This is a genomic window from Halobellus limi, assembly GCF_004799685.1.
Classification (GTDB): Archaea; Halobacteriota; Halobacteria; order Halobacteriales; family Haloferacaceae; genus Haloquadratum; species Haloquadratum limi.
Map to the genome: position 1 here is coordinate 2301927 of NZ_CP031311.1, position 23352 is coordinate 2325278.

Here is a 23352-nt window from a genome sequence, read left to right on the forward strand (position 1 = left end):
CTGTCCACCCGATCAGCAGATGGCGTAGTAGGGGTACAGCTCCCCGTCTTCGGTGATCTCCACGTACGCGTTCCCGTAGCACGCGTTCGTCTCGATGGTGACGCTCTCGGTCGCGTTCCGGGCGGTCGCGGTGATCCGGAAGGACTCGATCCCGTCGGGACTCGCCTCTTCGAGGTTGTAGACGTCGCGGTCGGCCCCCGGCTCGAACGTCTCCGTCTCCTCGTAGACGGTCTCGTTCGTGGCCTCGCGGACGACGCTGATCCGGATCTCGACGGAGCGGTTCCACCTGTTCTCCACGTGGATCGCCTTGTCGGGGTCAGGCTGTTCGGACGCCTGCTCGGTCGTCGTCCACTCGTCGGTGGCCGTCTCGCCCGGCGTCGGATCGGGCGTCGGTGTCGGCGTCCCCGGCATCTCAGTGGCCGTCGGCGTCTGCGTCGGCGTGGCCGAGTCGGTCCCGGTCGACGGCGTCCCGCCGAGACAGCCGGCGGTGAGCACGACGACGAGGACGAGAGCGATCGATCGTCGGTAAGCGGGCATCACCCGACGCCACGAACGCTCGACAAAAGTCCCTTGTGTAGACTCAAAGGATCGTTGTAGCGGCCGGGGGCTCTCGGGGCCGCGTGTCGTTCCTCGCGCTCTCGGCCCCGTCGCCCTCTCGGGAGCGCGTCCCGGTCTTCGCGCTCCCGACCCTGGGTCACCCGCCCGACGCCACGTCCCGCTTCACCTCGTCGGCGTAGGCGTCAGCGAGCCGCGTCGGTTCCGGGAGTTTGTAGCCGTCACAGAGTCGCTCGACGAGGTCCGTCGCCGTGTCGACCGCGACCCGGTGGCCGGGGCTGACGTAGATCGGGTTGACGATCGGTCGCGAGTCGTACTGCCGCGACTGGAGCGCGTGTCCGATCCGTTCTCCCGGCTCGGCGTTCTCGACGTCGTCGTCCGCGAGGATCGGCGTCCGCCAGCCCTCCGGCCGCCCGTCGACGTCGGCCTCGGGCGTCCCGCAGAGCAGCCCCTTCGCGACGCCGACGCTCGGGATGTCGAGGGTCACGCCGATGTGGGTCGCCAGCCCGGCCTGCCGGTAGTGGATGCGGCCGCTGCCGTCGAAGACGACGAGGTCCGGATCGCACGTCAGTTCCGCGAAGGCCGCGAGGATCGGCCCGCCCTCGCGGAAGGCCAACAGCCCCGGGATGTACGGAATCTCTAGGTCGGTCACGGTGTGGGCGCGTTCGATCACCGTTCCGCCGCGGCGGACGACCACGACGCTCACCGCGCGGTCGTCGAGGAAGGCCTGATCGACGCCGGCGACGAGCGGGAGGGAGGACTCGGCGCTCGGAGACCCGGGAGAGAGCGTCGCCTGTCGGGAGTCACCGCCGGAACCGGAGTCGCGAAGCGGGCCGACCGCCGCCGGATCGAAGTCGAACTCGTCAGCCCACGTCGCGACTGCGGCGACCTCGCGCTGGAGGGACTCCATCTCCTCGCGTGTCGCCGAGGCGTCGGGGACGAACGCCGGACGGGCCGGGTTCATCGCTCAAAACCGTCCGCCGGGGCCGCCCGGTCCGCCCGGCCCACCGGGTCCGCCCCGACCGCCGCCGAACTGCAGCGACTGCGGGACGCCGACGCGGCCCTTCACGCGGACGCCGTAGGCGAGTCCGACCAGGAGGCCCGCCAGGTGTGCGAGGTGGGCGACGTTGCCGCCGACGACGCCGCCGCCGGCGGCGACGCCGAACCCGGCGACGATGCTGAACGCGGCGAACCCGAGCGTCAGCACCCACAGCGGCATCGGGATGATGAAGTACAGGTACACCTTCAGATTCGGGTTCAACACGGTCAGCACGCCGAGAACGCCCATAATCGCCCCCGACGCGCCGACGACGCCCGCCCCGAAGGGACCGACCGTGAGAAGCGTCGAGAGCACCTGCGCGAGGCCGGCGACGATGCCCGCCGCGAAGAACAGCGCCGTGAAGCGCTTCGTGTCGAGGTAACGCTCGACGACCGGGCCGAAGAAGTACAGCGCGATGCTGTTGAACGCGATGTGCGTGAAGCCCCCGTGGGCGAAGATGGACGTGATCCACGTCCAGACGTACTCGATGTGTCCGGGCGAGAGCACGAACGCCGCCTGCCAGAGGCTGCTCCGCGGCGACGCGCCGAGGAGCAGGGGAAAGACGAAAAACTGCAGCGCGAAGGTGACCCACATCACGCCGAGGAAGACGTAGCTCATATTCCCGCGGAAGTACCCCAGGGGGCCGCCAGTGCCGAGAACTCGGTCGGCGACACCCCCCGAAGTTGATCCGCCGCCGCGGTTCCGGACCGAGTCGTCGAAGCCGCTGTCGAACACTCCGGAAGGATCGTCCCAGTCACCGAGACCCGGGCAGTCGTGGTTCTCCGGGAGCCGGTGCTCGGCGCAGAAGGTCTGTCCGCACCGTCGGCACTGGTACGGCATATTCTCGTGTGCCCCGCACTCGTCGCAGGTAGCCATCACTCTCCGTAGTCACGGCGGGAGTAAAAGCCGTTCCCCTCCGTCCGGCGAGGCGTGGCACGGTTCCGACCGTCGTGGTCGGCTGGCCTACGTGCCCCGTTCCTCGGCGTCCTCGTCGCTCGCCTCGTCAGTCGGTGCCTCGTCGTCGTCTCCCGGGGTGGAAGCGCGGGGAACGACCGTCGGGTGAGCGACGCCGAGGCGCGGTCTACTGGCGGCCATCACGCTTGGACGTTGGTCCTCCACCCGCAAAAGATTACCCATACGCATAAATCATCCGTCAGTGCGTCAGGAATTACTGATAGATATACCAGAGGCGGTCGTACCCATCCGGAACAGGATCGAAAGCGACGTCCGAGAGATCCCCACGGGAAACGAGCGAGTGGCGCGAACGTCGGGTGCGGAACGCTGAAACGAGCGTTACGCGTGTGTGGTATCGCTGAAACGAACCGTTACGCGAAGTTCTCTTCGTAGAGGTCCATCGCGTGCTCGATGGCGTCCTTCGCGGCCGCGGCGTCGTCCCAGCCGAGCGTCTCCGTCTCTTTGCCCGCTTCGAGGTTCTTGTACGTCTCGAAGAACTCGGCGATCTCGGCCTTCTTTTGGTCGGTGAGGTCGTCGACGTCCTGCACGTCGTCGTATCGGGGGTCCTCGGCCGGGACGGCGATCACTTTGTCGTCCTTCTCGCCGTCGTCGTCCATCTCCATCAGCGCGACCGGGCGCGCCTCGATGATACAGCCGGGGAACGTCTGGTCTTCGACCAGTACGAGGATGTCGAAGGGGTCCTCGTCGTCGTAGTACGTCTGCGGGAGGAAGCCGTAGTCGGAGGGGTAGTGGACGTTCGAGTGAAGCACGCGGTCGAGGACGACGCCCGGGACGTCCTTGTCGTACTCGTACTTGTTCCGCTCGCCCTTCAGACACTCGACGACGGCGTAGACGACGTCCGGCGCGTCCGGTCCGGTCTCGATGTCTTCCCAGAGGTTCGACATACCAGCAGTGTCGCCGAACGAGCAAAAAGTCCTTTCGCATCGGTTCGGGCGCACCGGCCGTGAGCCGTGTTCACAACCACCTGAGCGTGGATGTCGGGGGTCGAAGTGCTCTCCACGTACTCGTCGGAGAATATCCAAGTCTGTCGGAGAGTATACAGTTCTGGCGTCGATCCGCCCCTGTTTCACAGCGCTGATCGATCGAGTACCGCCTCGGACGGCCGGAATACGAGTGATGAGGGCCATCGAGATCCGCCGTTGGGAAGCGTTAAATATCACGGTGACTTTGGCTTCGGTATGTCAGAGGCACAAACAGTTACCGAGGCAGATAGTGTAGTGCGTGACCTTACGGCGTTCCAGCAGAATATTCTCGTGATCCTCTCGGAGGAACCGATGTACGGACTCGCGATCAAGCGACAGCTCGAGTCCTACTACGGGACGGAGGTCAACCACGGCCGACTGTACCCCAACCTCGACGACCTCGTCGAGATGGGGCTCGTCGAAAAGAGCGAACTCGACAAGCGGACGAACCAGTACGAACTCACCGAGGCGGGCCACGACGCGCTCATCGATCAGTTCGACTGGATGTTCGCGAAGTTCGTCGCCGACGACGATCGCGCCGCAGAGCTCTCGGATCTCGTCGAAACGCACCGATAAGCGGCCGTAGAATCAGGGTCCGGGCACGTCGTCGCCGACGTCGTTCACGAGATCGACGCTCTCGGCGACGATGGATTCCTGCGCTTCCGACGGCCACGCGTTCCGCCGGTAGTACTCCGTGAGGAACTCCTCTCGCTCGGCCTCGGTAGCGTCGTCGACGCGCTTCAGGTAGTGGTTGCTCATGAAGTCCGCGAAGGCGCGGACGTTGGCCGCGTGGTCTGAGCCGTACTCCCGCTCGACGGCGTCGACGATCGCCTGGTTCGCCTCCTCGACGGAGTCCCACTCCGCGCCGTGGTCGGGCCCCGACAGCGAGACCTCCACTGCGCGGTCGGTGTCCTCGATCCGTTCGAGTCGGACGGTGCCGTCCTCGACCCACTCCTCGGGGTAGAGCACCAGCGTGTCGTCCTCCTGGCGAACGCGAGCGGTGTAGTCGTGGTCGTCGACGAGGTCGTCGCGACGCTCCCGGTACGCCTCGGCGGCCGCCTCGACCGCCGCCTCTCTCGCCAGCCGGGTCAGTCGCTCGGCCTCCTCGACGGTCTCTTCGGCCGGGGAATCGACCTCGGCCCCCGACTCGCCGTCCGTCCCGGTCGACCGCTCCTCGTCCGTTGGCGTCGTCGGTTCTCCGTCGGCCGCGGGCGACCGCTCTCCGCCCGTCTCGGCCGCGATGACGTCGTCGTTCTCGGCCGCCGGGCCGCCGCCTCTCTGTTCTCCGTCGTCCACCGAACGTTCCTCTTCAGGCATCGTCGAGCGCCTCGTTCGCTAGTGAGTCGGCGCGGTCGTTTACCCCTCTCGGTACGTGTTCGAGCGACCACCGCTCGAAGGAGTCGAGCAGTTCCCGCACGCGGACGCGTCGCTCCCGCAGTTCCGGGTTGTTGGTGTCGTACTCGCCTTTCACCTGCCGGACGATCAGCTGGGAGTCCCCGCGGACGTCGACCTCGTCGAAGCCGTAGTCCCGGGCGGCCGAGAGCCCCCGTTCGAGCGCCTCGTACTCGGCGCGGTTGTTGGTCGTCTCGCCGATGCGGTCGCTCCCCTCGGCGACGATCCCGTCGCTCGTGACGATCACCCAGCCGACCGCGGCCGGGCCGGGATTGCCGCGGCTCGCCCCGTCGAAGTAGACGTGCGCCCGTCCGCCCTCGTCGCCGCGGAGAAGCGCGAGGAGGTCCGAGGGGCGTGAGCCCTGCACCACGACCGTGTCGTCGTAGGCGACGGCGGTCGCCTCGCCCCGCTCGGCGCGCCAGCGCTCGTAGTCGGTGTTTCCCGCCTCGACCGCGACGCCGGCGGCTTCGAGCCGTTCGCGCGCGACGTCGGGATCGAGATCTACGCTTGGCATATCCGAACAACTGCGGGAACGCGAAAGAAGGGTTCGATGTCGGAGCGACCGCTGGTCGACGTGGACGGTCGACCCACCCTGCCGACTCGGCGCGTCGGCCGCGACGGCCCCTACGTGGAACGGCGTACAGTCGGCACCCGCTCGCGACGACGGCCCCGTCGTCGCCGTCGGTCCCCCAGCGACGGCCGCTCTCCCGTCGTCGTTTCCCCGCGTCGACGTGCCGAGCGACCGCGACTCGACGCGGGGCCGTATTCAGATCACGGCGCGAGTGGTCGCTCGTTCGTATATAAACGCTCGTCCGCCGCCGGAGGGCGTCGACGGAATCGACCCCTGATCGGCGGAGGGTTTAAATTCGTCGAGACAGCGAATATAAAAATGCGATGACACGGCCCACCCGCCAGCGGGAACAGGACGTCGAGAGGACGCGATGGCAGGGAGAACGCGAGGACGAGGCGGACGAAGCGGAAGACGACATCGACTTCGAGGACATGGACGAGGAGGACCTCGTCCGCACCGGGGACGGCGAACTGATTCACGAACCGACGGGGATCGTCGTCGAGGAGGAGCAGATCGACCCCGGTCCGGAGTGGCGGGCGTTCAACCACTCCGAGCGCCAGGAGAAGTCCCGCGTGGGCGCGCCCACGACGCAGACGATGCACGACAAGGGGCTGACGACGACGATCGACTGGAAGGACAAGGACGCCTACGGGCGCTCGATCTCCTCGCGGAAGCGCTCGCAGATGCACCGGCTGCGGAAGTGGCAGGAGCGCATCCGGACGAAGGACGCGGGCGAGCGGAACCTCCAGTTCGCGCTCTCGGAGATCGACCGGATGGCGTCGGCGCTGGGCGTCCCGCGCTCGGTACGGGAGGTCGCCTCCGTGATCTACCGCCGCGCGCTCAACGAGGACCTCATCCGCGGGCGCTCGATCGAGGGCGTCGCCACCTCCGCGCTCTACGCCGCCTGTCGAAAGGAGGGGATTCCCCGCTCGCTGGAGGAGATCTCCGACGTCTCCCGGGTCGACCGAAAGGAGATCGGCCGGACGTACCGCTACATCTCCCAGGAACTCGGCCTGGAGATGAAACCGGTCGACCCGAAGAAGTACGTGCCGCGATTCTGCTCGGAACTGGAACTCTCGAAGGAGGTCCAATCGAAGGCGAACGAGATCATCGAGACGACGTCCGAGAAGGGACTGCTCTCGGGGAAGTCGCCGACGGGGTTCGCGGCCGCGGCGATCTACGCGGCGTCGCTGCTCTGTAACGAGAAGAAGACCCAGCGGGAGGTCGCCGACGTCGCGCAGGTGACCGAAGTCACCATTCGGAACCGGTACCAAGAGCAGATCGAAGCGATGGGCATCCACAGTTAGGCGTCGGGAGCGCCGACGCCGAACCTTCATATCCGTCGGCGACTCAGTACCACGCGATGAAACTGGACGAGTACGTCGACCTCGAACGCAACGAGCGGGCGGAGCGTCGGCGACTCGCCGAGGAGAAGTCCTACGACATCCTCGATCACCTTGAGACGTTCCAAGACCGGTTCGAGGAGACGCTCCAGGGTGACTCGCTGTACGGCGGCGTCTCGCCGTCGATCTTCGTCGGCACCTCGAACTACCCGCGCGTCTCCGCGGGGCTGCTCTCGCCGGTCGGCCACGACGACGACGCCGAGCGCTTTTCGACCTCCGGTGCGTGGTACGACGAGGGCGTCTCGATCGACGACGTCTTCGCGCGGCGGACGTCGCTTCTCAACTCCAACACCTCCCGGAAGGTGACGAACGTCGCCGACTCGTGGGACGGGTTTCTGGGAACCCAGCGGGAGGTCGCGATCGCCGACCGACCCGTGACGGTCGAGATCGGCCTCGACGAGCGCCCGGACGTCGACCTCGACGTCGGCGTCGAAGACGTCGCGACGCCGGTGGGACCGCGAGCACGCGCCAAGTCCGCGGACCTCGCAGAGAACCCCCACGTGCCGCGTCTCGTCGAGAAGACGCTGGAGGACGACGACTGGAACGCCGAGGGCGCGATGAACTACCTCTACCGCCGCGGGTTCGACGTCTACGACATCAACACGATCCTCTCTGCGGGCGCCCTCGGCCAGACCGAACAGCGCCGGCTCGTCCCCACGCGGTGGTCGATCACCGCCGTCGACGACACCGTCGGACAGTTCCTCAGGGGGCGGATCCGGACGAACCCGGAGATCGACCGGGTGGAGGTCCACCGCAACGAGTTTATGGGCAACGCCTTCTGGGTGATCCTCGCGCCGGGGAAGTGGGAGTACGAACTCGTCGAGATGAAGGCGCCCGGGAGCGTCTGGAACCCCGACCCCGAGGCGGGGATGTACCTCGCCGCCGACAGCGAGGGCCGGGAGGGCCGGACGGGCTACGTCGAGGAGACCGCGGGCGCGTACCACGCCGCCAGACTGGGCGTGCTCGAACACCTCGACGAGCGCGGCCGGCAGGCGAAGTCGCTCGTCCTGCGGCACGTCTCCGAGGACTACTGGGGGCCGGTCGGGGTCTGGCAGGTCCGCGAGACCGTCCGCGACGCCTTCGACGACGAGCGCGGGACCGCCGAGACGTTCGCCGGCGCGGTCCGCGGCGTCACGGAACACCTCCCGGTGTCGCTCTCGACGCTCCGCCGCAAGTCGACGATGGCGGCCGGCCTCCAGACGACGTTCGGCGACTTCGCCCGCCGGTAGGCGAGCCGGCTCCGGTCGTCGGGTCGCGAACCGAACGACCGTGGCGGGGGACACCCTCTCACCCTCGGGTTGGGCGGTACTACTTTAACGGTTCGACGAGACTTACTACCGGAGGTCTATACGGTGGAAATCTCAGATAAGCTCTTGTGTCTGTTCAACGCGGATGTTCGTGAGGAAGACGACCGCTACGTCGTCGAAGTGCCGAAACGCGAGGTCGAGACCGGGTCGATCGAACCCGGCGAGGCCTACCGCGTCGCTCTCATCTCTCGTGCGGTCGAGTCCGACTCGGAATCGACCGAGACCGAGCGCCCGTCCTCCGAGCCGCAGCCACCGGTCGAGCCCGGAGAACTGCGCTACGTGGAGATCGAAGACATCGGCAAACAGGGCGACGGCATCGCCCGCGTCGAGCGCGGCTACGTCATCATCGTCCCCGGCACCGACGTCGGCGACCGGGTGAAGATCGAGGTCAGCGAGGTCAAATCGAACTTCGCGGTCGGCGAAGTGATCGAAGAAGAGGTCTAGACTCCGGCCGCGCCGAACTGACGGCGCGACGGCGCCTCGCAGAACGCCGTCTCGGCGCCGTTCGACACCGGTTCTCGCACTCGCAGAACGTGTCGATGACACACCGAGAGCGGTCGCTCGGACGGCCGGGACGAGGGGGCCCGAGCGTCACCGAAAAACTGTTTTGTGAGTTGCGGATGAACGTCGACTATGGGCCCTCCACACGCGACCGACCGAGCCGGACCGCTCGCCAGGTTCACCCCCGACAGTCGCCGATGGCGGCGGCGGATCGCCGCCGTCGCCGCCTGTGCGGCACCGCTGGCCGCCTACGCCGCGGTGGCGATCATCTCGGGCGTGAAGTCGGGGTTGGTGTACAACCTCCTCGTCGCCGCGTTCGGGACACTCGCGTTGACCCTCCCCGCGGTGGCCGCAGCGTCGCTACTCGCTCCCCCGTCCGGGGCGACGGATCGGACGAAGTCCCGCGAAGCCGACGCGGTGGAGACGCTCAAGCGCCGGTACGCCGCGGGCGAGGTGGACGAAGCGGAGTTCGAGCGGCGGCTCGACGCGCTCGTTCGGACGGAACACGCCGGGTCCGACGAGCCCGCTGCGGGAGCCGGCAGCGGCGAACGCGCACGCGGCAAGGAGATCGAATCGGTCCGCCGGTAGCCAACGCGGCGGGACGACCGACGGGCCGTGTCAGTCGGCTCGGGGGTCCGCCGGGTAATCGCCGGTGAACTTCGAGAAGTCCACCTCGGAGGCGTCCACGTCGCCGGCCGAGTCGTACGGCCTGTTGACGACGATGTCGCCGGCGGTCCGGTCGCCGATGCCCGGGATCGCGGTGAGTTCGTCCATCGAGGCCGCGTTGGGGTCCAGCGGGTACGGAACCCCCGTGACCGATCGGTAGCCGTGATCGACGACCGCGACGTCGATCGTCTCTCCCAACCCGCGCTCGCCCGGGATGCCCACGAGCAGCGGGTAGGTGCCGAGCTGTCGGCCGAACGTCCGGCCGTCCTGGTGGTACTCGAGGTGGACGTCCGGCAGCACCGTCCCCACGGGGGCCAGTCGTCGCAGCATCGGCCGGTCGATCTCCTCGCGGACCTCCTTTTTATACCGCTTGAAGCGCTTCTTGTGCGCCTTCGCGATGTTCGCGCCCTCGTCGGCCATCTCGGTCCCCTCGAAGGCCATCACCTGCCGGATGTTGATCCGGCGGACCATCAGCCCGGCGTCGTAGACGCGCTGTAAGAACTGCTTGTTGTGCTCGAACGTCTCCGCGCGCTCGCCCTTCAGCCCGTGTAGGAGGTTGATCCCCGGGAGGAGCTTCGGAAGCCGGTTCGCGGCTCCCGTCCCGTGGGTCGGCGCGTCGGCGGGGTCGTCGCCGGGCCGCCAGCCGGCCTCCTCGTTGACGATCTCGATCGCTCGGAAGCACTCGTCGGCGGTGACGTTCAGGTGATTTTCCTCCTGAACGAGCGGGTCAGCGGATTCGAGGCCGAACGCGGCGGTGTCGCCCGGGGTGTTGTGCTCGGCGATGATGCGGATCCCCTCCCTGGCCTTCTCGGGCCACTTCACCACCGTGATCGGGTTCATATTGTCCAGATGCAGCGTCCCCAGGTCGGGGGCGACCTCCCGGATCCCGCCGTACAGCCGCCGCAGCGCCTCGGGGTTGGGGGCCTCGCCGTCGCCGCCGTACGCGAGGATGTCGGCCTGGCGACCGAGCCGGAGGTGTCGCACGCCGCGGTCGTACAGCGCCTCGACCTCGCCGACGACCGACTCGGGCGTCCGGAACGCGGGGTCGCCGTACATCGGCTCCGTGCAGAACGAACAGCGGTAGGCACAGCCCCGCGAGGTCTCCAGTTCGCAGATGAGGTACTCGGGGTGGTTCGGGTGCTGTTCGACGACGAACGCGCCCTTCGCGGCCCACCGGTCGAGTTCGTCGTTGTCGCGGTAGCGGTTCTCGAACCCTTCTAATCCGCTGTCGACCAGGTCGTAGGCGGCGGCCTCGACGTCGGCCATCGCGAGGAAGTCGTAGTCGAGGTCCTGCCGCTGCATCTCCTGGGCGCCGGCGTTCTCCTCGCCGACGCCGAAGCGGATCGGCCCGCCCATCACGGAGACGCCCTCGGCGACCCACGCGAGTTCGCGGACCTCGTCGGGCTCGGCCGGCGTCCCGCCGACGTACTTGCCGGGGACGGTCATCCCCCCGATGTAGACGAACAGGTCCGCGTCGGCGACGTCGGCCCACTTGCCTCTGTCCTCGCGGAGTTCGTCGATCGTGTGGTACGTCACGTTCGACTCGGGGACGCCGGCGTCGACGATCGCACCGGCCGTGAACCGCGGGTACGTCGAGATGTACGGCGGCACGCCGAAGTGCGCCGGCTCGTCGACGTAGCCGTCGACGAGCGTCACGGAGAGGTCGGCCGGATCGGTCATAGAAGAGCACAGACGGCCGAGCGGTAAAACGCTCACTCTCTGGGGTCACGCCCAGAGGACCTCGTACCCTGCGTTGCGGATCACACCGTCGGCCGTGATGATCGCGTCCGTGCCCCGCGCCCGGTGAATCGCGACGATCAGCGCGTCGTGAATGCTGAACTCGCCGACGACTGCCGCGTATTCGGTCAGTTCGTCGTCGTCGACTGAGGCGACCGAGATCGGTCCGTTCCCGATCAGTGCACGGCGGGCGTCCTCCGGGGTTCCCGTGAGCGTAACGCCCCGAACGTTCTTGTCTCGGGACACCGAATACAGGACCTCCGCGAGGGCTGTACTCGGTGCCTGAATGACCGTTTCCCCCGCTTCCGCTTCGGCAAACGCCTGGTCGGCCTCACGCGGGAGTGCGTCGACGAGGTAGGCGAGCAGGGAAACGGCGTCCGCGGTGTACACTGCCATCTCAATCTTCCTCGTAGTTGCGGTCGCGACGATTGCGCACGCGTTGCGCCAGTTCTTCGGCGATCTCCCGGCGTTTCTCGTCGGGAGTGTCTTCCGGAAGCAGCATTCCGCGCCCACCGGTTCGCGTGCGTTTCTTTACGACGATGCCCTCTTCGGTGTCCAGCCAGACGACCTGGTCGCCGGGTTCCAGACCGTACTTTTCACGGAGTTCCTTCGGGATCGTGGCCTGTCCCTTCTCCGTGACGCGCGTGGATTTGCTCATACTGTGGTAATACCGTTCGTATTACCTTAGTTTTGTGGAGCCTTCAAGCGGTGGTTCCCATCTCCGAATCGCAAGACCAGTTACCGGGGGTACCGATCCGACAGATATGTCCGAAGATTCTCACGGCGTCCGGCTCCGACCGGCCCGTCCGGGGGACGCGACCGCCGTCCGCGACATCTACGCGCCGTTCGTGCGCGACTCGCCGGCGACGTTCCGCACCGAGGTCCCCTCGGTCGAACACGTCGCCGACGAGATCCGCGAGAAGCGCGCGACCGACGAGTTTCCCTGGTACGTCGCCGTCGCCGGCAGCCCCGAGCACGGGAGCGAACACAGCACCGACGACAGCGACGCAAACGGCGTCGTCGGCTACGCGTACGGCAGCCGACTCCGCGACCGCGGGGCCTACCGCTGGGCCGTCGAGACCTCGATCTACGTCGACCCCGACGCGCACCGGGGCGGGATCGGAACCGCCCTGTACGACCGCCTGCTGGACACGCTCCGCCGACAGGGCTACTGCGGCGTCTACGCCGCTCTTGGAATGCCGAACCCCGAGAGCGAGGCGTTCCACGAGCGCTACGACTTCGAGCGGATCGGAGCGTTCCCCGCTGCCGGGTTCAAACTCGGCGACTGGCACGACGTCGTCTGGTACTATCGGCGGCTCCGCGACCCCGACGGCGAGCCCGAGGAACCGCGGCCGGTGTCGGCGGTCGACACCGCGTTCGCCGACGGCTGAACGCCGGTTGGGCGCACGCCGCGGCGGCGACGCCCTCCCAGCGCGGCAATCCTCCGGAGAGTCGCCACGTTCAAGCGCTCCGGCCGAGTTGCACCGACAACGATGACACGAAGCGTCTGGCTCAAGGCCGACGACAGCGTCGGCGACTGGGAGACACGGAAGCGACGGATCACGGCGGGCCTCGAAGCGGGCGTCGACTGGGTGCTCGTCGACGAGGCCGACGTCGCCCGCGTGCGCTCGCTCGGCGACGTCTCCGTGGCCGCGTTCAAGACCGACGCCGACAGCAGCCTCATCGACGACGTCGAGGCCGGCGAGGACGGAGACGACGACGGAGCGGACGACCAGCACGCCGACGCCTACATCGTCGGCAAGGACGGAGAGGGCGACGGGACGGTCGACCTCCCCGAGGACTTCTCCGGGTCGGCCGATCTCACCACGCTCCGCCGCGAGGACGAGCGGGCGCAGGGGGCCTACGTCCGGATCCTCTCGAAGGACTACGAGGGGTTCGCCGAGGCGGCCGCCGAGGACGCCGAGTACACCATCGTCGTCGGCGAGGACTGGACGATCATCCCGCTCGAGAACCTCATCGCGCGGATCGGCGAGGAGACGGACCTGATCGCCGGCGTGACGAGTGCCGAAGAGGCGAAGACGGCGTTCGAGACGCTCGAACTCGGTTCCGACGGCGTCCTCATCGACTCGGACGACCCCGACGAGATCAGAAAGACCGTCGAGATCCGCGACGAGGCCGAGCGCGAGACGCTCGACCTCGAGTGGGCGACCGTGACCGCGGTCGAGCGCACGGGGATGGCCGACCGCGTCTGCGTCGACACCGGGAACCTGATGGAGCACGACGAGGGGATGCTCGTCGGCAGTATGGGCCGCGGGCTCTTCTTCGTCCACGCCGAGACCGCCGAGTCGCCGTACGTCGCCTCCCGGCCGTTCCGCGTCAACGCCGGCGCGGTCCACGCCTACGTCCGGACGCCCGACGGCGGCACGAAGTACCTCTCGGAACTCAAGAGCGGCGACGAGGTGCAGATCGTCGACTCCGAGGGGAAGACCCGCGAGGCCGTCGTCGGCCGCGTGAAGATCGAGAAGCGGCCGATGTTCCGCGTCGAGGCCGAGATCGACGGCGACCGCGTCGAGACGCTCCTGCAGAACGCCGAGACGATCAAGGTTCCGACGCGGGAGGGCCGGAAGTCGGTGACGGACCTCGAAGCCGGCGACGAGGTGTTGCTGTACTACGAGGAGACCGCCCGGCACTTCGGCGAGGCCGTCGAGGAGAGCATCATCGAAAAGTAACCCGGGAGCGTCCCGACACGCCCGAACCGCCCGACGCCTTCGATCTCGGTCGATCAGTCTGAACAATCACCGAACGCGCCGTCGGTTCGAGATCCGGTCTGACGGCGTCAGAAGTGCTCTCTCACGTCCGCGACCAGCACGTACGCACAGACGGCGAGCACGACGGCCGAAAAGAGCGTCCAGAGTCGGACGTTGATCCCGCCCGGACCCGCCCAGTGCGGGACCGGCGCGCGCGTCGCCGGCGGGGTGAACGGCCACAGGAGGTCGGGTGAAACCGTCGGCGACGGCGGGAGAAGCGGTCTGTAGTTGTCGGCGAGGAGGTGCGACAGGTGCGCGAACGCGAAGGCCGAACTCAGCCTGTTTCTGTCCGTCTTCCACCCGTAGAGAGCGACCGCCGCGAGGAACGGGACCGCGACGGGCAGCGAGTGCATGAACACCCGTCCGGAGGGGATGACTCCGAACTGGTGAGCGAGCGGTTTGTCGATCAGGTCCGGGAACTGGCTCCCGACGAAGACGAGCGCCACCAGGCGGAGTGTGGGGAGCCGTCCGTCCCGCACCAGCACGTAGCCAAGCACGGGGAGGAAAGCGACGATGAAGTGCTCCAGCGGAAGCATATCAGGGCTCTCGGACCGACGGTGCGTGATTGGCTATCTCCGAGCGACTCCGTGGCCCGCTTACTGCTGTTCTCCGGGCCGTTCCCACTCCAGTTCGATCGTACACCACGGACAGAAGTCGATGGCGGGGTCGAGTTCCCCGCCGCAGTTCGGACACTGCGGTTCGTCCGTCATCCGCGGCCCCGCGACGGCGAGGCGGTAGGCGTCAACCGCGCTGACCAGGAGGAGCCCGAACAGCGGGGCGGTGACGGCCACCGGGAGCGTCGCGGGATCGACCGACGCGACGGCCGCCGGATCCGCGAGGTTCAGCGTCGAGGGGTCGACGAACGCCCACAGGAGCACGAGCGCCGCGCCCACGACGAAGGAGAACCAGGCGGCCGCGCGTCGCCAGCGGCGGAGGTAGAGGTGGCCCGCACCGGCGACGCCGAGGCTTGCACCGAGGACGGCGACGAGTGTCGCGATCAACGCACGGCGGCGCGTTCCGGTCATACCCGAGGTCGACGACGTCGGAGTTTATAAACGTCCGGGAAACGACCGCGCGGGTCGGATCGGACGAAGCCCGATAGATCGGCTGTCTCGGGCGCTGATTCGGGGAAACCGGCGCACTCAGAAGGGGAGGAATCCGACGGAAAGTACGGGGTCGACTCCGGCGGCCTGACCGCCGGATCAACGGCGCGGGGACTACGCGAGGCCGATGCTCTCTTCGGCTTCCAGCAGCTCGTGGTAGCGGTTGCGGATCGTGACCTCGGAGATGTCGGCGACGTCGCTGACGGCGGCCTGCGTCGTCTTCTCGTTGGTGAGAAGCGCCGCGGCGTAGACGGCGGCGGCGGCGAGGCCGACCGGCGACTTCCCGGAGTGGACGCCCTTCTCCTTGGCGTTCTTCAGCAGCTGGCGCGCGCGGAGTTTCGCCTCGTCGGAGAGGCCGAGTTCGGACGCGAAGCGCGGCACGTACTGCTCGGGGTCGGCGGGCTTGACCTCCAGCGACAGCTCGCGGGCGATGTATCGGTAGGTGCGCGCGACCTCGCTCTTGGGGACGCGGGAGACCTCCGAGATCTCGTCGAGCGACCGGGGGACGCCGGCCATCCGCGCGGCGGCGTAGACGCAGGAGGTGGCGACGCCCTCGATCGAGCGTCCGGGCAGCAGGTCCTCGTCGAGCGCGCGGCGGTAGATGACCGAGGCCGTCTCGCGGACGTTCTCGGGGAGGCCCAGCGCCGAGGCCATCCGGTCGATCTCGCCGAGCGCCTGCTTGAGGTTGCGCTCCTTCGAATCTCGCGTGCGGAAGCGCTCGTTCCACTTGCGGAGCCGCTGCATCTTCTGGCGCTGGTTCGACGACAGCGAGTTGCCGTAGGCGTCGCGGTCGCGCCAGTCGATGTTGGTCGACAGCCCCTTGTCGTGCATCGTGTTCGTCGTCGGCGCGCCCACGCGGGACTTCTGGTCCTTCTCCTTGGCGTCGAACGCGCGCCACTCGGGACCGCGGTCGACGGAGTCCTCCGTGATGACCAGCCCGCAGTCGTCACAGACGGTCTCGCCGTGTTCGTCGTCGACGACGACGTTGCCGCCGCACTCCGGACAGGACAGCTCCTCGTCGGCCTGTTCGGATTCGGTCTCCTCTTCTTCCTCTCCGGGTCGAACCCACCGCTGGCCGGCCGAGTCGCCGTCTCGGCCCTCGTTCGTTCGCGACTCGTCTCTCGTGCTCGCGTTCACGCGAGTGTAAGTACTCTTCTCGCTCATCGGTATAGCGACGAATGCTCCGTGCCACAGATACGCGTAAGAGAGGCCCGGAGCGGTCCGTACCAACTCCACCGACGGAGAATATAAAAAGGGTTCGGAATCGCTCGCCCGAATCGAACGCACAGCCCCGGACCGAGGGATCCATCGAAAACGACCGTGATGATTTATATACGAGTTGGATCCGGAAGACGCGCACCCCTCCCGCCGGAGGTCGGCAGTCACGTCCGCAGGCCCCGAATTCGACCGTCGCCGCCTCCGCAACGCATTTGCGCCCGACGACGAGATACCCGGTATGGATCCGACCGGGGCCGCAGACGCCGGCAGCGACGCCGACCGAGCGGATTCGCCGCGCTCCGAACGCGCCGACGCCCGCCCCGTCGAGCGCGTCGTCTCGCTCGCGCCCAGCGCGACCGCCACGCTATCGGCGATGGACGCCGGCGACGCCGTCGTCGGGGTCACGACCCACTGCACGCTCGACCGCCCGGTCGTCGGCGGCTGGCTGAACCCCGACTACGACCGGCTGGCCGACCTCGATCCGGACGTAGTCTGCACCGCCGACGCCCTCCAGGCGGACGTCAGAGACGACCTCCGCGAGCGGGGCTACGACGTCTGCCACGTCGAACCGGCGACGCTCGACGAGGTCCTCGACTCGTTCGCGACGCTCGGCCGCGCGGTGGGACGGCCCGAGGCCGGCCACCGGCTCGCGGCGGAAGCACGCGATCGGATCGCCGCGGTCCGATCGAGAACGGCAGCGCGCAATTCGGACCGAGACGGGACCGACGGCGATCCGCGCCCCCTCGTCTACTGCGAGGAGTGGGGCGATCCCCCGATGGCCGCCGGCAACTGGGTCCCCGAGGCCGTCGAGGCCGCCGGCGGCCGGTACCCGTTCTGCGATCCCGGCGGGCGCTCCCGCGAAGTCTCGCGCGAGCGGGTCGAGGCCGCGGACCCGGACCACGTCGTCGTCCACCACTGCGGGCACGGCGACCGCGTCGATCCGGACGTCCTCGAAGAGCGCGGTTGGGACGTCGACGCGACGGTTCACGTCCTCGACGACGACCTGCTGAACCAGCCGAGTCCGGCGCTCGTCGACGGCATCGAGGCGCTCGCGGGGCGGTTCGACGGCGACGGGGCGTAAGCCGCCGAGGCCGTCTGCGGTCCGGCCTCGCGTCGGGCGTACGTTCATATACGAGGCCGGGGCCAGACCGGGCGTGACGTGAAGACAGCCCCGCGCCGGGCAGCGGTCGTTCGGTACGTCGGCGCGGGAGCGAGCGCCGGGCGAAGGTCCCCCGGCCGCACGGTACCGACTGTTCGCCACACGGACTACGGGAGCGCACGCTCGGCCGGTCGCGCCGAAATCGACACACGTAACGTTCGGGTGCGTCCACTCGTGCGTATGCGAATCGCAGTCGGCAGCGGGAACCCGGTGAAGCGCGAGGCGACCGTTCGCGTCTTCCCCGACGACGACGTCGCCGCCGAACCGGTCCCCTCGGGTGTCTCCGAACAGCCGTTCGGCCACGACGAGACGCGACGAGGGGCGCGAAACAGGGCCGAGACGGCACTCGGAGCCGACGCCTACGACCTCGGCGTCGGCATCGAGGGCGGCGTCGCGGGGTTCGACGAATCGGCGGTCGGAATCGAGGAGGGCGGCGTCGCGGGCGGCCGATTCGAGGGCTCCGGGATCGGGGCGTCGGCGACCGGAGCCGGCGAGGACAGCGAAGCGGGGGCGCCGGCCGCCACCGAACTGTATCTCGTGATGTGGGCCGCCGTCACCGACGGCGACCGCTGGGGGGTCGGGGCCGGACCGAGCCTCCCGCTGCCGACGCCCATCGCCGCGCGAGTCGGCGACGGCGAGGAACTGGGCCCCGTGATGGACGACGTCCTCGGCGAGTCGAACGTCGCGGAGAAGCAGGGAGCAGCGGGTGCGTTCACGGGCGGAAAACTGACCCGGACGGACGCGCTCGACGCCGCCGTCGCGGCCGCCGCGTCGCCGTTCCTGAGCGATCTGTACTGAGAAGATCGGGGCGCACGGTCAGAGACCGACTCAGTCGAGCTTCGGCGATTCCTCGGTGCCGCGCACCTCGCGGGTCTCCTCGACGGCGGTCGTCAGCGAGACGTTGAGTCCGAGCATCGAGGCGTAGCCGCCGACGACGGTGACGAGGTTCTTCACGGCGTGATCGAGGACGGCCGCACCGAGCGCGAGTTCCGGGCCGAGCGGGGTCAGCGCGACCACGAGAAGCGTGAACGCGCCCTCGTAGAGTCCGATCCCGCCCGGCGACAGCGGCAGCACCTTCGCGAGGTTGCCGACGCTGACGGCGAAGAAGCTCACCGCGACCAGTTCGACGAGCGGAAGCCCCGGCGCGAACGCCGCGAGGACGAGCAGCGCAGTCACGACGTCGAGCGTCCAGACGAGCACGCTCGTCGCGCCGACGCGGGCGAACCCCCGGCGCGTCCCGGCGACCGTCTGGAGGTCGCCGACGAACCGCCCGATCACGCCGGCGACGAAGTCGGCGTAGGAGTCCGTGCTCACCCGGTGGACCGCCTCCGTGACGTAGTCGCGGTCGCTCCGCGCGGAGAGCGCGATGGCGCCGACCGCGCCGATGGCTGCGAGGCTGACGCCGAGGGCGACGGCGACGGCCACCCGGCCCGCGCCCTCCGCGCCGACGACCGCCCGGGCGAGTTCGGCGGTCTGTCCCGTGACGGTGTACCCGACGAGGACGACGCCGGCCATCGACGCGATGGTGAGCAGATCGAATACCCGTTCGGCCGCCAGCGACGCGAACCCCGAGGGGTACGGAATGCCCCGGCGAGCCTTGACCACGTACGCTCGGATGAGGTCGCCGGCGCGGGCGGGGAACACCAGGTTCCCGGTCTGACTGATGAACACCGCGCCCGTCAGGAAGTCGACGCGCTCGCGGTAGCCGAGTTCCGCGAGGATGTCGCGGTAGCGGAGGCCACGGAGCGGCCACGAGAGGAGGTACACGACCGTCGCCGCGCCCACGAGGACCGGATCGGCCGCCCGCATCTCCGAGAGGACGGTCCCGAAGTCGATGTACTGCGTCATCAACACGAGCGCGAGGACGGCCAGTCCGCCCCCGGCGACGAGGCCGACCCGCTTCGAGAGCCGCGGGCGGACGGACAGCTGCCACCACGTCCGGAGGATCTGACTCCCCATCCCGAGGACGTCGCGGACGAGGTCCACTTTCGTGTCGCTCTGCGGCTCCCAGTCGACGGGGAACTCCGCCACCTCGTAGCCGGCCCGCTGCGCGCGGACGAGCATCTCCGTGTCCCAGAACCAGTGGTCGTCGCCGACGTCGTCTCGGAGCGCCTCGAACGCCTCCCGGCTGAACGCCTTGAACCCGCACTGGTGATCGCGGAGGTCCGAGCGGAGGAACGCGCGCACGAGTCCGTTGTACGCCCGGCTCGGCACGCCGCGTTTCGCGGGCCTGTCCGCGACGTTGTCGGGTATCCAGCGCGAGCCGGTTGCGACGTCGGCCTCCCCGGAGCGGACGCGCTCGACCAGTTCTTCGAGGTGCCGCATGTCCGTCGCCAGGTCCGTGTCGAAGTAGACGAGGGTGTCGCCGTGGGCCGCCTCGAACGCCTGCTCCAGGGCCCCACCCCGTCCGAGCCGCTCGTCGCTGTGGAAGTGCCGGACGCGATCGTCCTCGGCCGCCAGTCGGTCCGCGATCTCCGGCGTCCGATCGTCGCAGCCGTCCTCGGCGACGATCACCTCGAAGGTCCCCGGATCGAGGAACGCGGCGAGCGTGCCGAGCGTCGTCGCGACCGTCGCCTCGATCGTCTCGGCCTCGTTGTAGGCCGGAAGGACGACGCTCACCGTCACGTCCCGGTCCGTGGTCTCCCCGCCGACGCCCTCGGTGCGATTCCCGACGCTCTCGACGCGAGCGGGGTCGGAAGGGTCACCGTCGGTGCCGTCTGGGTGACCAGCCATTACCCAACCCTGGCTCTCCGGCAGGTATGAACTTTCTGTCTCGACGCGCGTGGGCCCGGCCGCTTCGGTTAGACGACCGTACCTCCAGGCGACCCCAGGGTGTCGAATACCGGCGCCGTGATCGGAAGATCGCACCACTGCGGAGTGTTAACCCTCCGTACCAAACCGAACATAGGGCGCTGTCCCGTAGACGTAGGTATGAGCGCGACGGCCACCGCGACGACCGCACCGAAACTCAGCGACAAGCAGCACCGGATCCTCCAGTACCTCCGGGCGAACGTCGACGAGCGGACGTACTTCAAGTCCCGTCTCATCGCCGAGGAACTGGGCCTCTCGGCCAAGGAGGTCGGCGCGAATATGCGTGCGCTGCTGGACGGCGAGGTCGGTCTCACCGTCGAGAAGTGGGGCTACTCGTCGGGGACGACCTGGAAAGTGACGCGGTAGTCGCGAGCGACGGGGCCGCGCCGACGCGAAACCGGCGAACAGTAGCCGTTATCCATCCGCGGAACGAACGCGGAGTGTTGATGGACGATCCGACGCCCACGAAGCGACGACGACTTCTCGAAGGCATAAGTGTCGGGGGAGCGACGCTGCTCGCCGGATGTACGGACCAACTCGACCTCGGCGGCGACGGCGGCTCCGACGAGCAGGTGGATTCGGGGTCCGACGCGGGCGCTGACGGCGTCGCCGCAATCGCGGCTATCGACCAGGAGGCGATCCAGGAGGAGCAGGCCCGACTGCGATCGGAACTCCAGAGCGGCAACATCTCCCAGCAGGAGGCCCAAGAGGAGCTGGCGACCCTCCAGCAGGAGTACCTCGACGAGGCGGTGACCGCGCTCGGCGACACCGCCGCGGAGGCCGAGGGCGTCACCGTCGAAGCGGAGTACCGCTCGCTGGGGGCGGTGGTCGTGACCGGCGATGCCGGTGGGATCCTGGGGATTCTGAACACCGACGCCGTGCGGGCGCTCGTTCCGAGGTCGGACGTCGAGGAGCGGGCGCAGTCGGCCCAGGGGACGGGAACCGCACAGAACTGAGACGCTCTCTCCGACGACCGCGGGTTCCGTTCTCCTCCGTCAGGGATCGTACCGAAGGAGCGAGTCGGCCTCGGCGGACAGTTCGACCGCCTCGGGCCCGAACGAGTCCGCGTATCGGATCACGAGGGTGAGGACCGTCTCCGGCCGCTCGACCGCGTACGCGCCGTCTCGCGAGAGCAGCCCGGCCTCGTCGAGTTCGCTCGCGTAACCGCTCACGGTGGCCCGCGAGACGTCGAGGCGGTCGGCGAGTTCCGCGCCGGTCCGTCCGGGGTCTCGGAGGAGTTCGACGAGCATCCCCCGGGGCGTCCGCCGACGGAGATAGCCCAGCGCGGTCCGTTCGAACGCCGAGAACCGCCCCGCCGGGAAGAAGCGCTTGTAGTCGCCGTCCCGCTGGAAGACGAGGGTGCCGTCGTCGACGAGGCGGCGGAGGTGGTGTTGGGTCTCCCCGGTCCCGAGGCTGAGATCGTCGCGGATCTTCGAGAAGTGTGCGCCCGGCGTGGACGCGACGTAACCGACGATGGCGTCGCGGGCGTCGCTCGTCGTCTCGGCGGCCTCGGCGCTCCCGCTGGCGCCGAGTCCCGCGAGCGGCGAGGCGGCTCCCAGGGCAGCGAAGCGCCGCAGCGTCGTCCGTTTCTCCTCGTCGATTTCGCGGTCCGCCATTCGAGTTCGTGGGTAGTACGGTCCGACGCGGTCAAAAGCGCTTCGTTCGGGTCAATCGATCGAAAAGAGGGGCCAGCGCGCTTCAGAACAGCGCCGCCGGTGCCGCTGTGGAAGCGGACGCTTACTCGCGTTCGGTCTCGACGGCGGGGTCGGTATCCGCTTCGGCGTCCCCGCCGTCCGAATCGGAGCCGGCGTCGGCATCTGAGTCGGCGTCAGTCGGCGTATCCGCGTCGTCGACGGCCTCGTCGGGCTCCGTGAACGAGGCGCCGTCGGCCTCGCTTATGATCTCGTCGGGGCTCTTGATGTCCGTGCCGCCGCCCTGCTTGATCGCCTCGGCCTCCTGTTCGAGTTCCTCGACGTCCATCTCGGTCGCCTCGTCGATCTGGCCGAGGATCTCCTCGATGTCGTCGAGGCCGAGGAGCTCGCGCGTCTCGGCGTCGAAGTCGAGGCTGTCGAGGCCGGCGGACTCCTGCACGTCCGAGTCGGTCAGCTGACGACCGTAGCGGCCCAGGAGGCTCGTGAGCTCTTGGGGGAGCACGAACGTCGTCGACTCGCCCTGGCCGATCGTCTCTAAGCTCTCCATCCCCTTCTCGATGATCGCGCGTTCGCCCATCGACTCGGCGGACTTCGCCCGCAGGACCGTCGAGATGGCGTCGCCCTGCGCTTCGAGGATCTGGCTCTGCTTTTCCCCCTGCGCGCGGATGATGTTCGACTGCTTCTCCCCCTCGGCCTGCTCGACCGCAGAGCGCCGTTCGCCCTGCGCTTCGAGGATCATCGCCCGCCGGCGACGCTCGGCGGACGTCTGCTGCTCCATCGCCTGCTGGACGTCCTTGGAGGGGTTGACTTCGCGCACTTCGACGCTCTCGACGCGGACTCCCCACTCGTCTGTGGGTTCGTCTAGTTCGCGTCGGATCCGGCCGTTGATCTCCTGCCGCTTGTTGAGCGTGTCGTCGAGTTCCATGTCGCCGATGACCGCCCGCAGCGTCGTCTGCGCGAGGTTCGAGACCGCGCGCTTGTAGTCGTCGACCTCGAGGAACGCCTTCTTCGCGTCCATCACCTTGATGTAGACCACGGCGTCGGCGGTGACCGGCGAGTTGTCGCGGGTGATCGCCTCCTGTCGGGGCACGTCGAGCGTCTGCGTCCGCATGTCGAACGGGTACGTCCGCGAGACGAACGGCGGGATGAAGTTGATACCCGGCTCCAGGAGCTTCCGATACTCGCCGAAGACCGTCAGCGCCTCCTTCTCGTAGGCGTCGACGATCTCGACCATCTGGTAGACGGTGACGATCGCGAGGAGGAGTACCAGGATCCCGACGGTCGGGAGCCCGATGCCGGTCTGTAGCGAAACGGGACCAAATACCATACCCGGACTTAGTGTGTCGCGTTCATAAGCATTGGCCCGGCGGTTTCGGTCGTGTCTGGTCAGGCGGTTGCCAGCCGGTCAACCGCTGCCGAGTGGGAGTGGTGGGAGTCGCGCGTCGACGGCGGGGACGACGCGAGCCGCGAGACGGCGGAGCCGCCTCGGCCCCCGCGAACGGGACCGAAACGCCCGTGAGCAGACACCGCAGG

At 68.4% G+C, this 23352-nt stretch carries 27 protein-coding genes; 11 read left to right on the forward strand and 16 right to left on the reverse strand.

What is annotated here, in order from left to right; translation table 11 throughout:
- Positions 1 to 12: 12 nt before the first annotated feature.
- The 5 genes from DV707_RS11360 to DV707_RS11375 all read right to left on the reverse strand — a co-directional run bounded on the left by DV707_RS11360 (position 13) and on the right by DV707_RS11375 (position 3453).
- Complete coding sequence (locus DV707_RS11360; protein ID WP_103991590.1) at positions 13 to 537, reverse strand: hypothetical protein; 525 nt, start codon at positions 535 to 537, stop codon at positions 13 to 15.
- Positions 538 to 694: 157 nt separating this feature from the next.
- Positions 695 to 1519, reverse strand: coding sequence for an endonuclease V (locus DV707_RS11365; protein WP_103991589.1), 825 nt, complete (start codon positions 1517 to 1519; stop codon positions 695 to 697).
- A 3-nt stretch (positions 1520 to 1522) separates the two neighbouring features.
- Positions 1523 to 2470: a rhomboid family intramembrane serine protease gene (locus DV707_RS11370; RefSeq protein WP_103991588.1), complete on the reverse strand. Its 948-nt coding sequence runs from the start codon at positions 2468 to 2470 to the stop codon at positions 1523 to 1525.
- A gap of 87 nt (positions 2471 to 2557) precedes the next feature.
- The gene (locus DV707_RS19200; RefSeq protein ID WP_268806874.1) at positions 2558 to 2689 is read right to left on the reverse strand and encodes a hypothetical protein; all 132 of its coding nucleotides are present in this window, start codon (positions 2687 to 2689) and stop codon (positions 2558 to 2560) included.
- Between the two features lie 230 nt (positions 2690 to 2919).
- Positions 2920 to 3453 (reverse strand): inorganic diphosphatase, encoded by a 534-nt coding sequence (locus DV707_RS11375; protein WP_103991587.1) that lies wholly within the window; start codon positions 3451 to 3453, stop codon positions 2920 to 2922.
- 294 nt (positions 3454 to 3747) lie between these two features.
- On the opposite strand from DV707_RS11375, the gene DV707_RS11380 reads away from it, so the two are divergent.
- The gene (locus DV707_RS11380) at positions 3748 to 4107 is read left to right on the forward strand and encodes a PadR family transcriptional regulator (protein ID WP_103991586.1); all 360 of its coding nucleotides are present in this window, start codon (positions 3748 to 3750) and stop codon (positions 4105 to 4107) included.
- A 12-nt stretch (positions 4108 to 4119) separates the two neighbouring features.
- Here the strand turns inward: DV707_RS11380 and DV707_RS11385 are convergent, their stop codons facing one another.
- A complete protein-coding gene (locus tag DV707_RS11385) occupies positions 4120 to 4848 on the reverse strand; it encodes a DUF7108 family protein (protein ID WP_200820883.1) in 729 nt (242 codons plus the stop codon).
- Positions 4841 to 5437 (reverse strand): ribonuclease HI, encoded by a 597-nt coding sequence (gene rnhA, locus DV707_RS11390; protein WP_103991585.1) that lies wholly within the window; start codon positions 5435 to 5437, stop codon positions 4841 to 4843. The genes DV707_RS11385 and rnhA overlap by 8 nt, the downstream gene beginning before the upstream one ends.
- Positions 5438 to 5925: 488 nt before the next feature.
- Here rnhA and DV707_RS11395 point away from each other — a divergent pair, with 488 nt between their 5' ends.
- The 4 genes from DV707_RS11395 (at position 5926) to DV707_RS11410 (ending at position 9293) form a co-directional block, all read left to right on the forward strand.
- Positions 5926 to 6801: a transcription initiation factor IIB gene (locus tag DV707_RS11395; RefSeq protein ID WP_394337406.1), complete on the forward strand. Its 876-nt coding sequence runs from the start codon at positions 5926 to 5928 to the stop codon at positions 6799 to 6801.
- Between the two features lie 56 nt (positions 6802 to 6857).
- The gene (gene nreA, locus DV707_RS11400; protein WP_103991583.1) at positions 6858 to 8126 is read left to right on the forward strand and encodes a DNA repair protein NreA; all 1269 of its coding nucleotides are present in this window, start codon (positions 6858 to 6860) and stop codon (positions 8124 to 8126) included.
- A gap of 123 nt (positions 8127 to 8249) precedes the next feature.
- Positions 8250 to 8648 (forward strand): TRAM domain-containing protein, encoded by a 399-nt coding sequence (locus tag DV707_RS11405; protein ID WP_103991582.1) that lies wholly within the window; start codon positions 8250 to 8252, stop codon positions 8646 to 8648.
- A 189-nt stretch (positions 8649 to 8837) separates the two neighbouring features.
- On the forward strand, positions 8838 to 9293 hold the full coding sequence (locus DV707_RS11410; protein WP_103991581.1) for an SHOCT domain-containing protein: 456 nt from the start codon (positions 8838 to 8840) through the stop codon (positions 9291 to 9293).
- A 30-nt stretch (positions 9294 to 9323) separates the two neighbouring features.
- Here the strand turns inward: DV707_RS11410 and DV707_RS11415 are convergent, their stop codons facing one another.
- The 3 genes from DV707_RS11415 to DV707_RS11425 are packed head-to-tail and all read right to left on the reverse strand — an operon-like array spanning position 9324 to position 11766.
- The gene (locus DV707_RS11415; protein WP_103991580.1) at positions 9324 to 11051 is read right to left on the reverse strand and encodes a radical SAM protein; all 1728 of its coding nucleotides are present in this window, start codon (positions 11049 to 11051) and stop codon (positions 9324 to 9326) included.
- A 45-nt stretch (positions 11052 to 11096) separates the two neighbouring features.
- Positions 11097 to 11504 (reverse strand): zinc-binding metallopeptidase family protein, encoded by a 408-nt coding sequence (locus DV707_RS11420; protein WP_103991579.1) that lies wholly within the window; start codon positions 11502 to 11504, stop codon positions 11097 to 11099.
- Between the two features lies 1 nt (position 11505).
- Positions 11506 to 11766, reverse strand: coding sequence for an AbrB/MazE/SpoVT family DNA-binding domain-containing protein (locus DV707_RS11425; protein WP_103991578.1), 261 nt, complete (start codon positions 11764 to 11766; stop codon positions 11506 to 11508).
- A gap of 106 nt (positions 11767 to 11872) precedes the next feature.
- Between DV707_RS11425 and DV707_RS11430 the strand changes: the two genes are divergently transcribed.
- On the forward strand, positions 11873 to 12499 hold the full coding sequence (locus DV707_RS11430; protein ID WP_103991577.1) for a GNAT family N-acetyltransferase: 627 nt from the start codon (positions 11873 to 11875) through the stop codon (positions 12497 to 12499).
- Between the two features lie 102 nt (positions 12500 to 12601).
- The gene (locus DV707_RS11435) at positions 12602 to 13798 is read left to right on the forward strand and encodes a 3-dehydroquinate synthase II (RefSeq protein ID WP_103991576.1); all 1197 of its coding nucleotides are present in this window, start codon (positions 12602 to 12604) and stop codon (positions 13796 to 13798) included.
- Positions 13799 to 13905: 107 nt separating this feature from the next.
- Here the strand turns inward: DV707_RS11435 and DV707_RS11440 are convergent, their stop codons facing one another.
- The 3 genes from DV707_RS11440 to DV707_RS11450 form a co-directional block, all read right to left on the reverse strand.
- The gene (locus tag DV707_RS11440; protein WP_103991575.1) at positions 13906 to 14412 is read right to left on the reverse strand and encodes a metal-dependent hydrolase; all 507 of its coding nucleotides are present in this window, start codon (positions 14410 to 14412) and stop codon (positions 13906 to 13908) included.
- A 60-nt stretch (positions 14413 to 14472) separates the two neighbouring features.
- Complete coding sequence (locus DV707_RS11445) at positions 14473 to 14901, reverse strand: zinc ribbon domain-containing protein (protein ID WP_103991574.1); 429 nt, start codon at positions 14899 to 14901, stop codon at positions 14473 to 14475.
- 192 nt (positions 14902 to 15093) lie between these two features.
- A complete protein-coding gene (locus DV707_RS11450) occupies positions 15094 to 16143 on the reverse strand; it encodes a transcription initiation factor IIB (RefSeq protein WP_103991573.1) in 1050 nt (349 codons plus the stop codon).
- A 292-nt stretch (positions 16144 to 16435) separates the two neighbouring features.
- Here DV707_RS11450 and DV707_RS11455 point away from each other — a divergent pair, with 292 nt between their 5' ends.
- Positions 16436 to 17278, forward strand: coding sequence for a cobalamin-binding protein (locus tag DV707_RS11455; protein WP_103991572.1), 843 nt, complete (start codon positions 16436 to 16438; stop codon positions 17276 to 17278).
- Between the two features lie 258 nt (positions 17279 to 17536).
- Complete coding sequence (locus tag DV707_RS11460) at positions 17537 to 18154, forward strand: DUF84 family protein (RefSeq protein WP_103991571.1); 618 nt, start codon at positions 17537 to 17539, stop codon at positions 18152 to 18154.
- A gap of 30 nt (positions 18155 to 18184) precedes the next feature.
- Here DV707_RS11460 and DV707_RS11465 read toward each other — a convergent pair whose 3' ends face one another.
- Positions 18185 to 20089: a flippase-like domain-containing protein gene (locus DV707_RS11465; protein WP_103991570.1), complete on the reverse strand. Its 1905-nt coding sequence runs from the start codon at positions 20087 to 20089 to the stop codon at positions 18185 to 18187.
- Between the two features lie 198 nt (positions 20090 to 20287).
- Here DV707_RS11465 and DV707_RS11470 point away from each other — a divergent pair, with 198 nt between their 5' ends.
- Positions 20288 to 20533 (forward strand): DUF7123 family protein, encoded by a 246-nt coding sequence (locus DV707_RS11470; protein ID WP_103991569.1) that lies wholly within the window; start codon positions 20288 to 20290, stop codon positions 20531 to 20533.
- 80 nt (positions 20534 to 20613) lie between these two features.
- Positions 20614 to 21123 carry a hypothetical protein gene (locus DV707_RS11475; RefSeq protein WP_103991568.1) on the forward strand — a complete coding sequence of 170 codons (510 nt, stop codon included), beginning with the start codon at positions 20614 to 20616 and terminating at the stop codon, positions 21121 to 21123.
- Between the two features lie 39 nt (positions 21124 to 21162).
- On the opposite strand, the gene DV707_RS11480 is transcribed toward DV707_RS11475, so the two are convergent.
- The gene (locus DV707_RS11480; RefSeq protein ID WP_103991567.1) at positions 21163 to 21783 is read right to left on the reverse strand and encodes a winged helix-turn-helix transcriptional regulator; all 621 of its coding nucleotides are present in this window, start codon (positions 21781 to 21783) and stop codon (positions 21163 to 21165) included.
- Positions 21784 to 21904: 121 nt separating this feature from the next.
- Entirely contained in the window at positions 21905 to 23146 is a 1242-nt protein-coding gene (locus tag DV707_RS11485) for an SPFH domain-containing protein (protein ID WP_103991566.1), read from the reverse strand.
- Between the last annotated feature and the right edge of the window lie 206 nt (positions 23147 to 23352).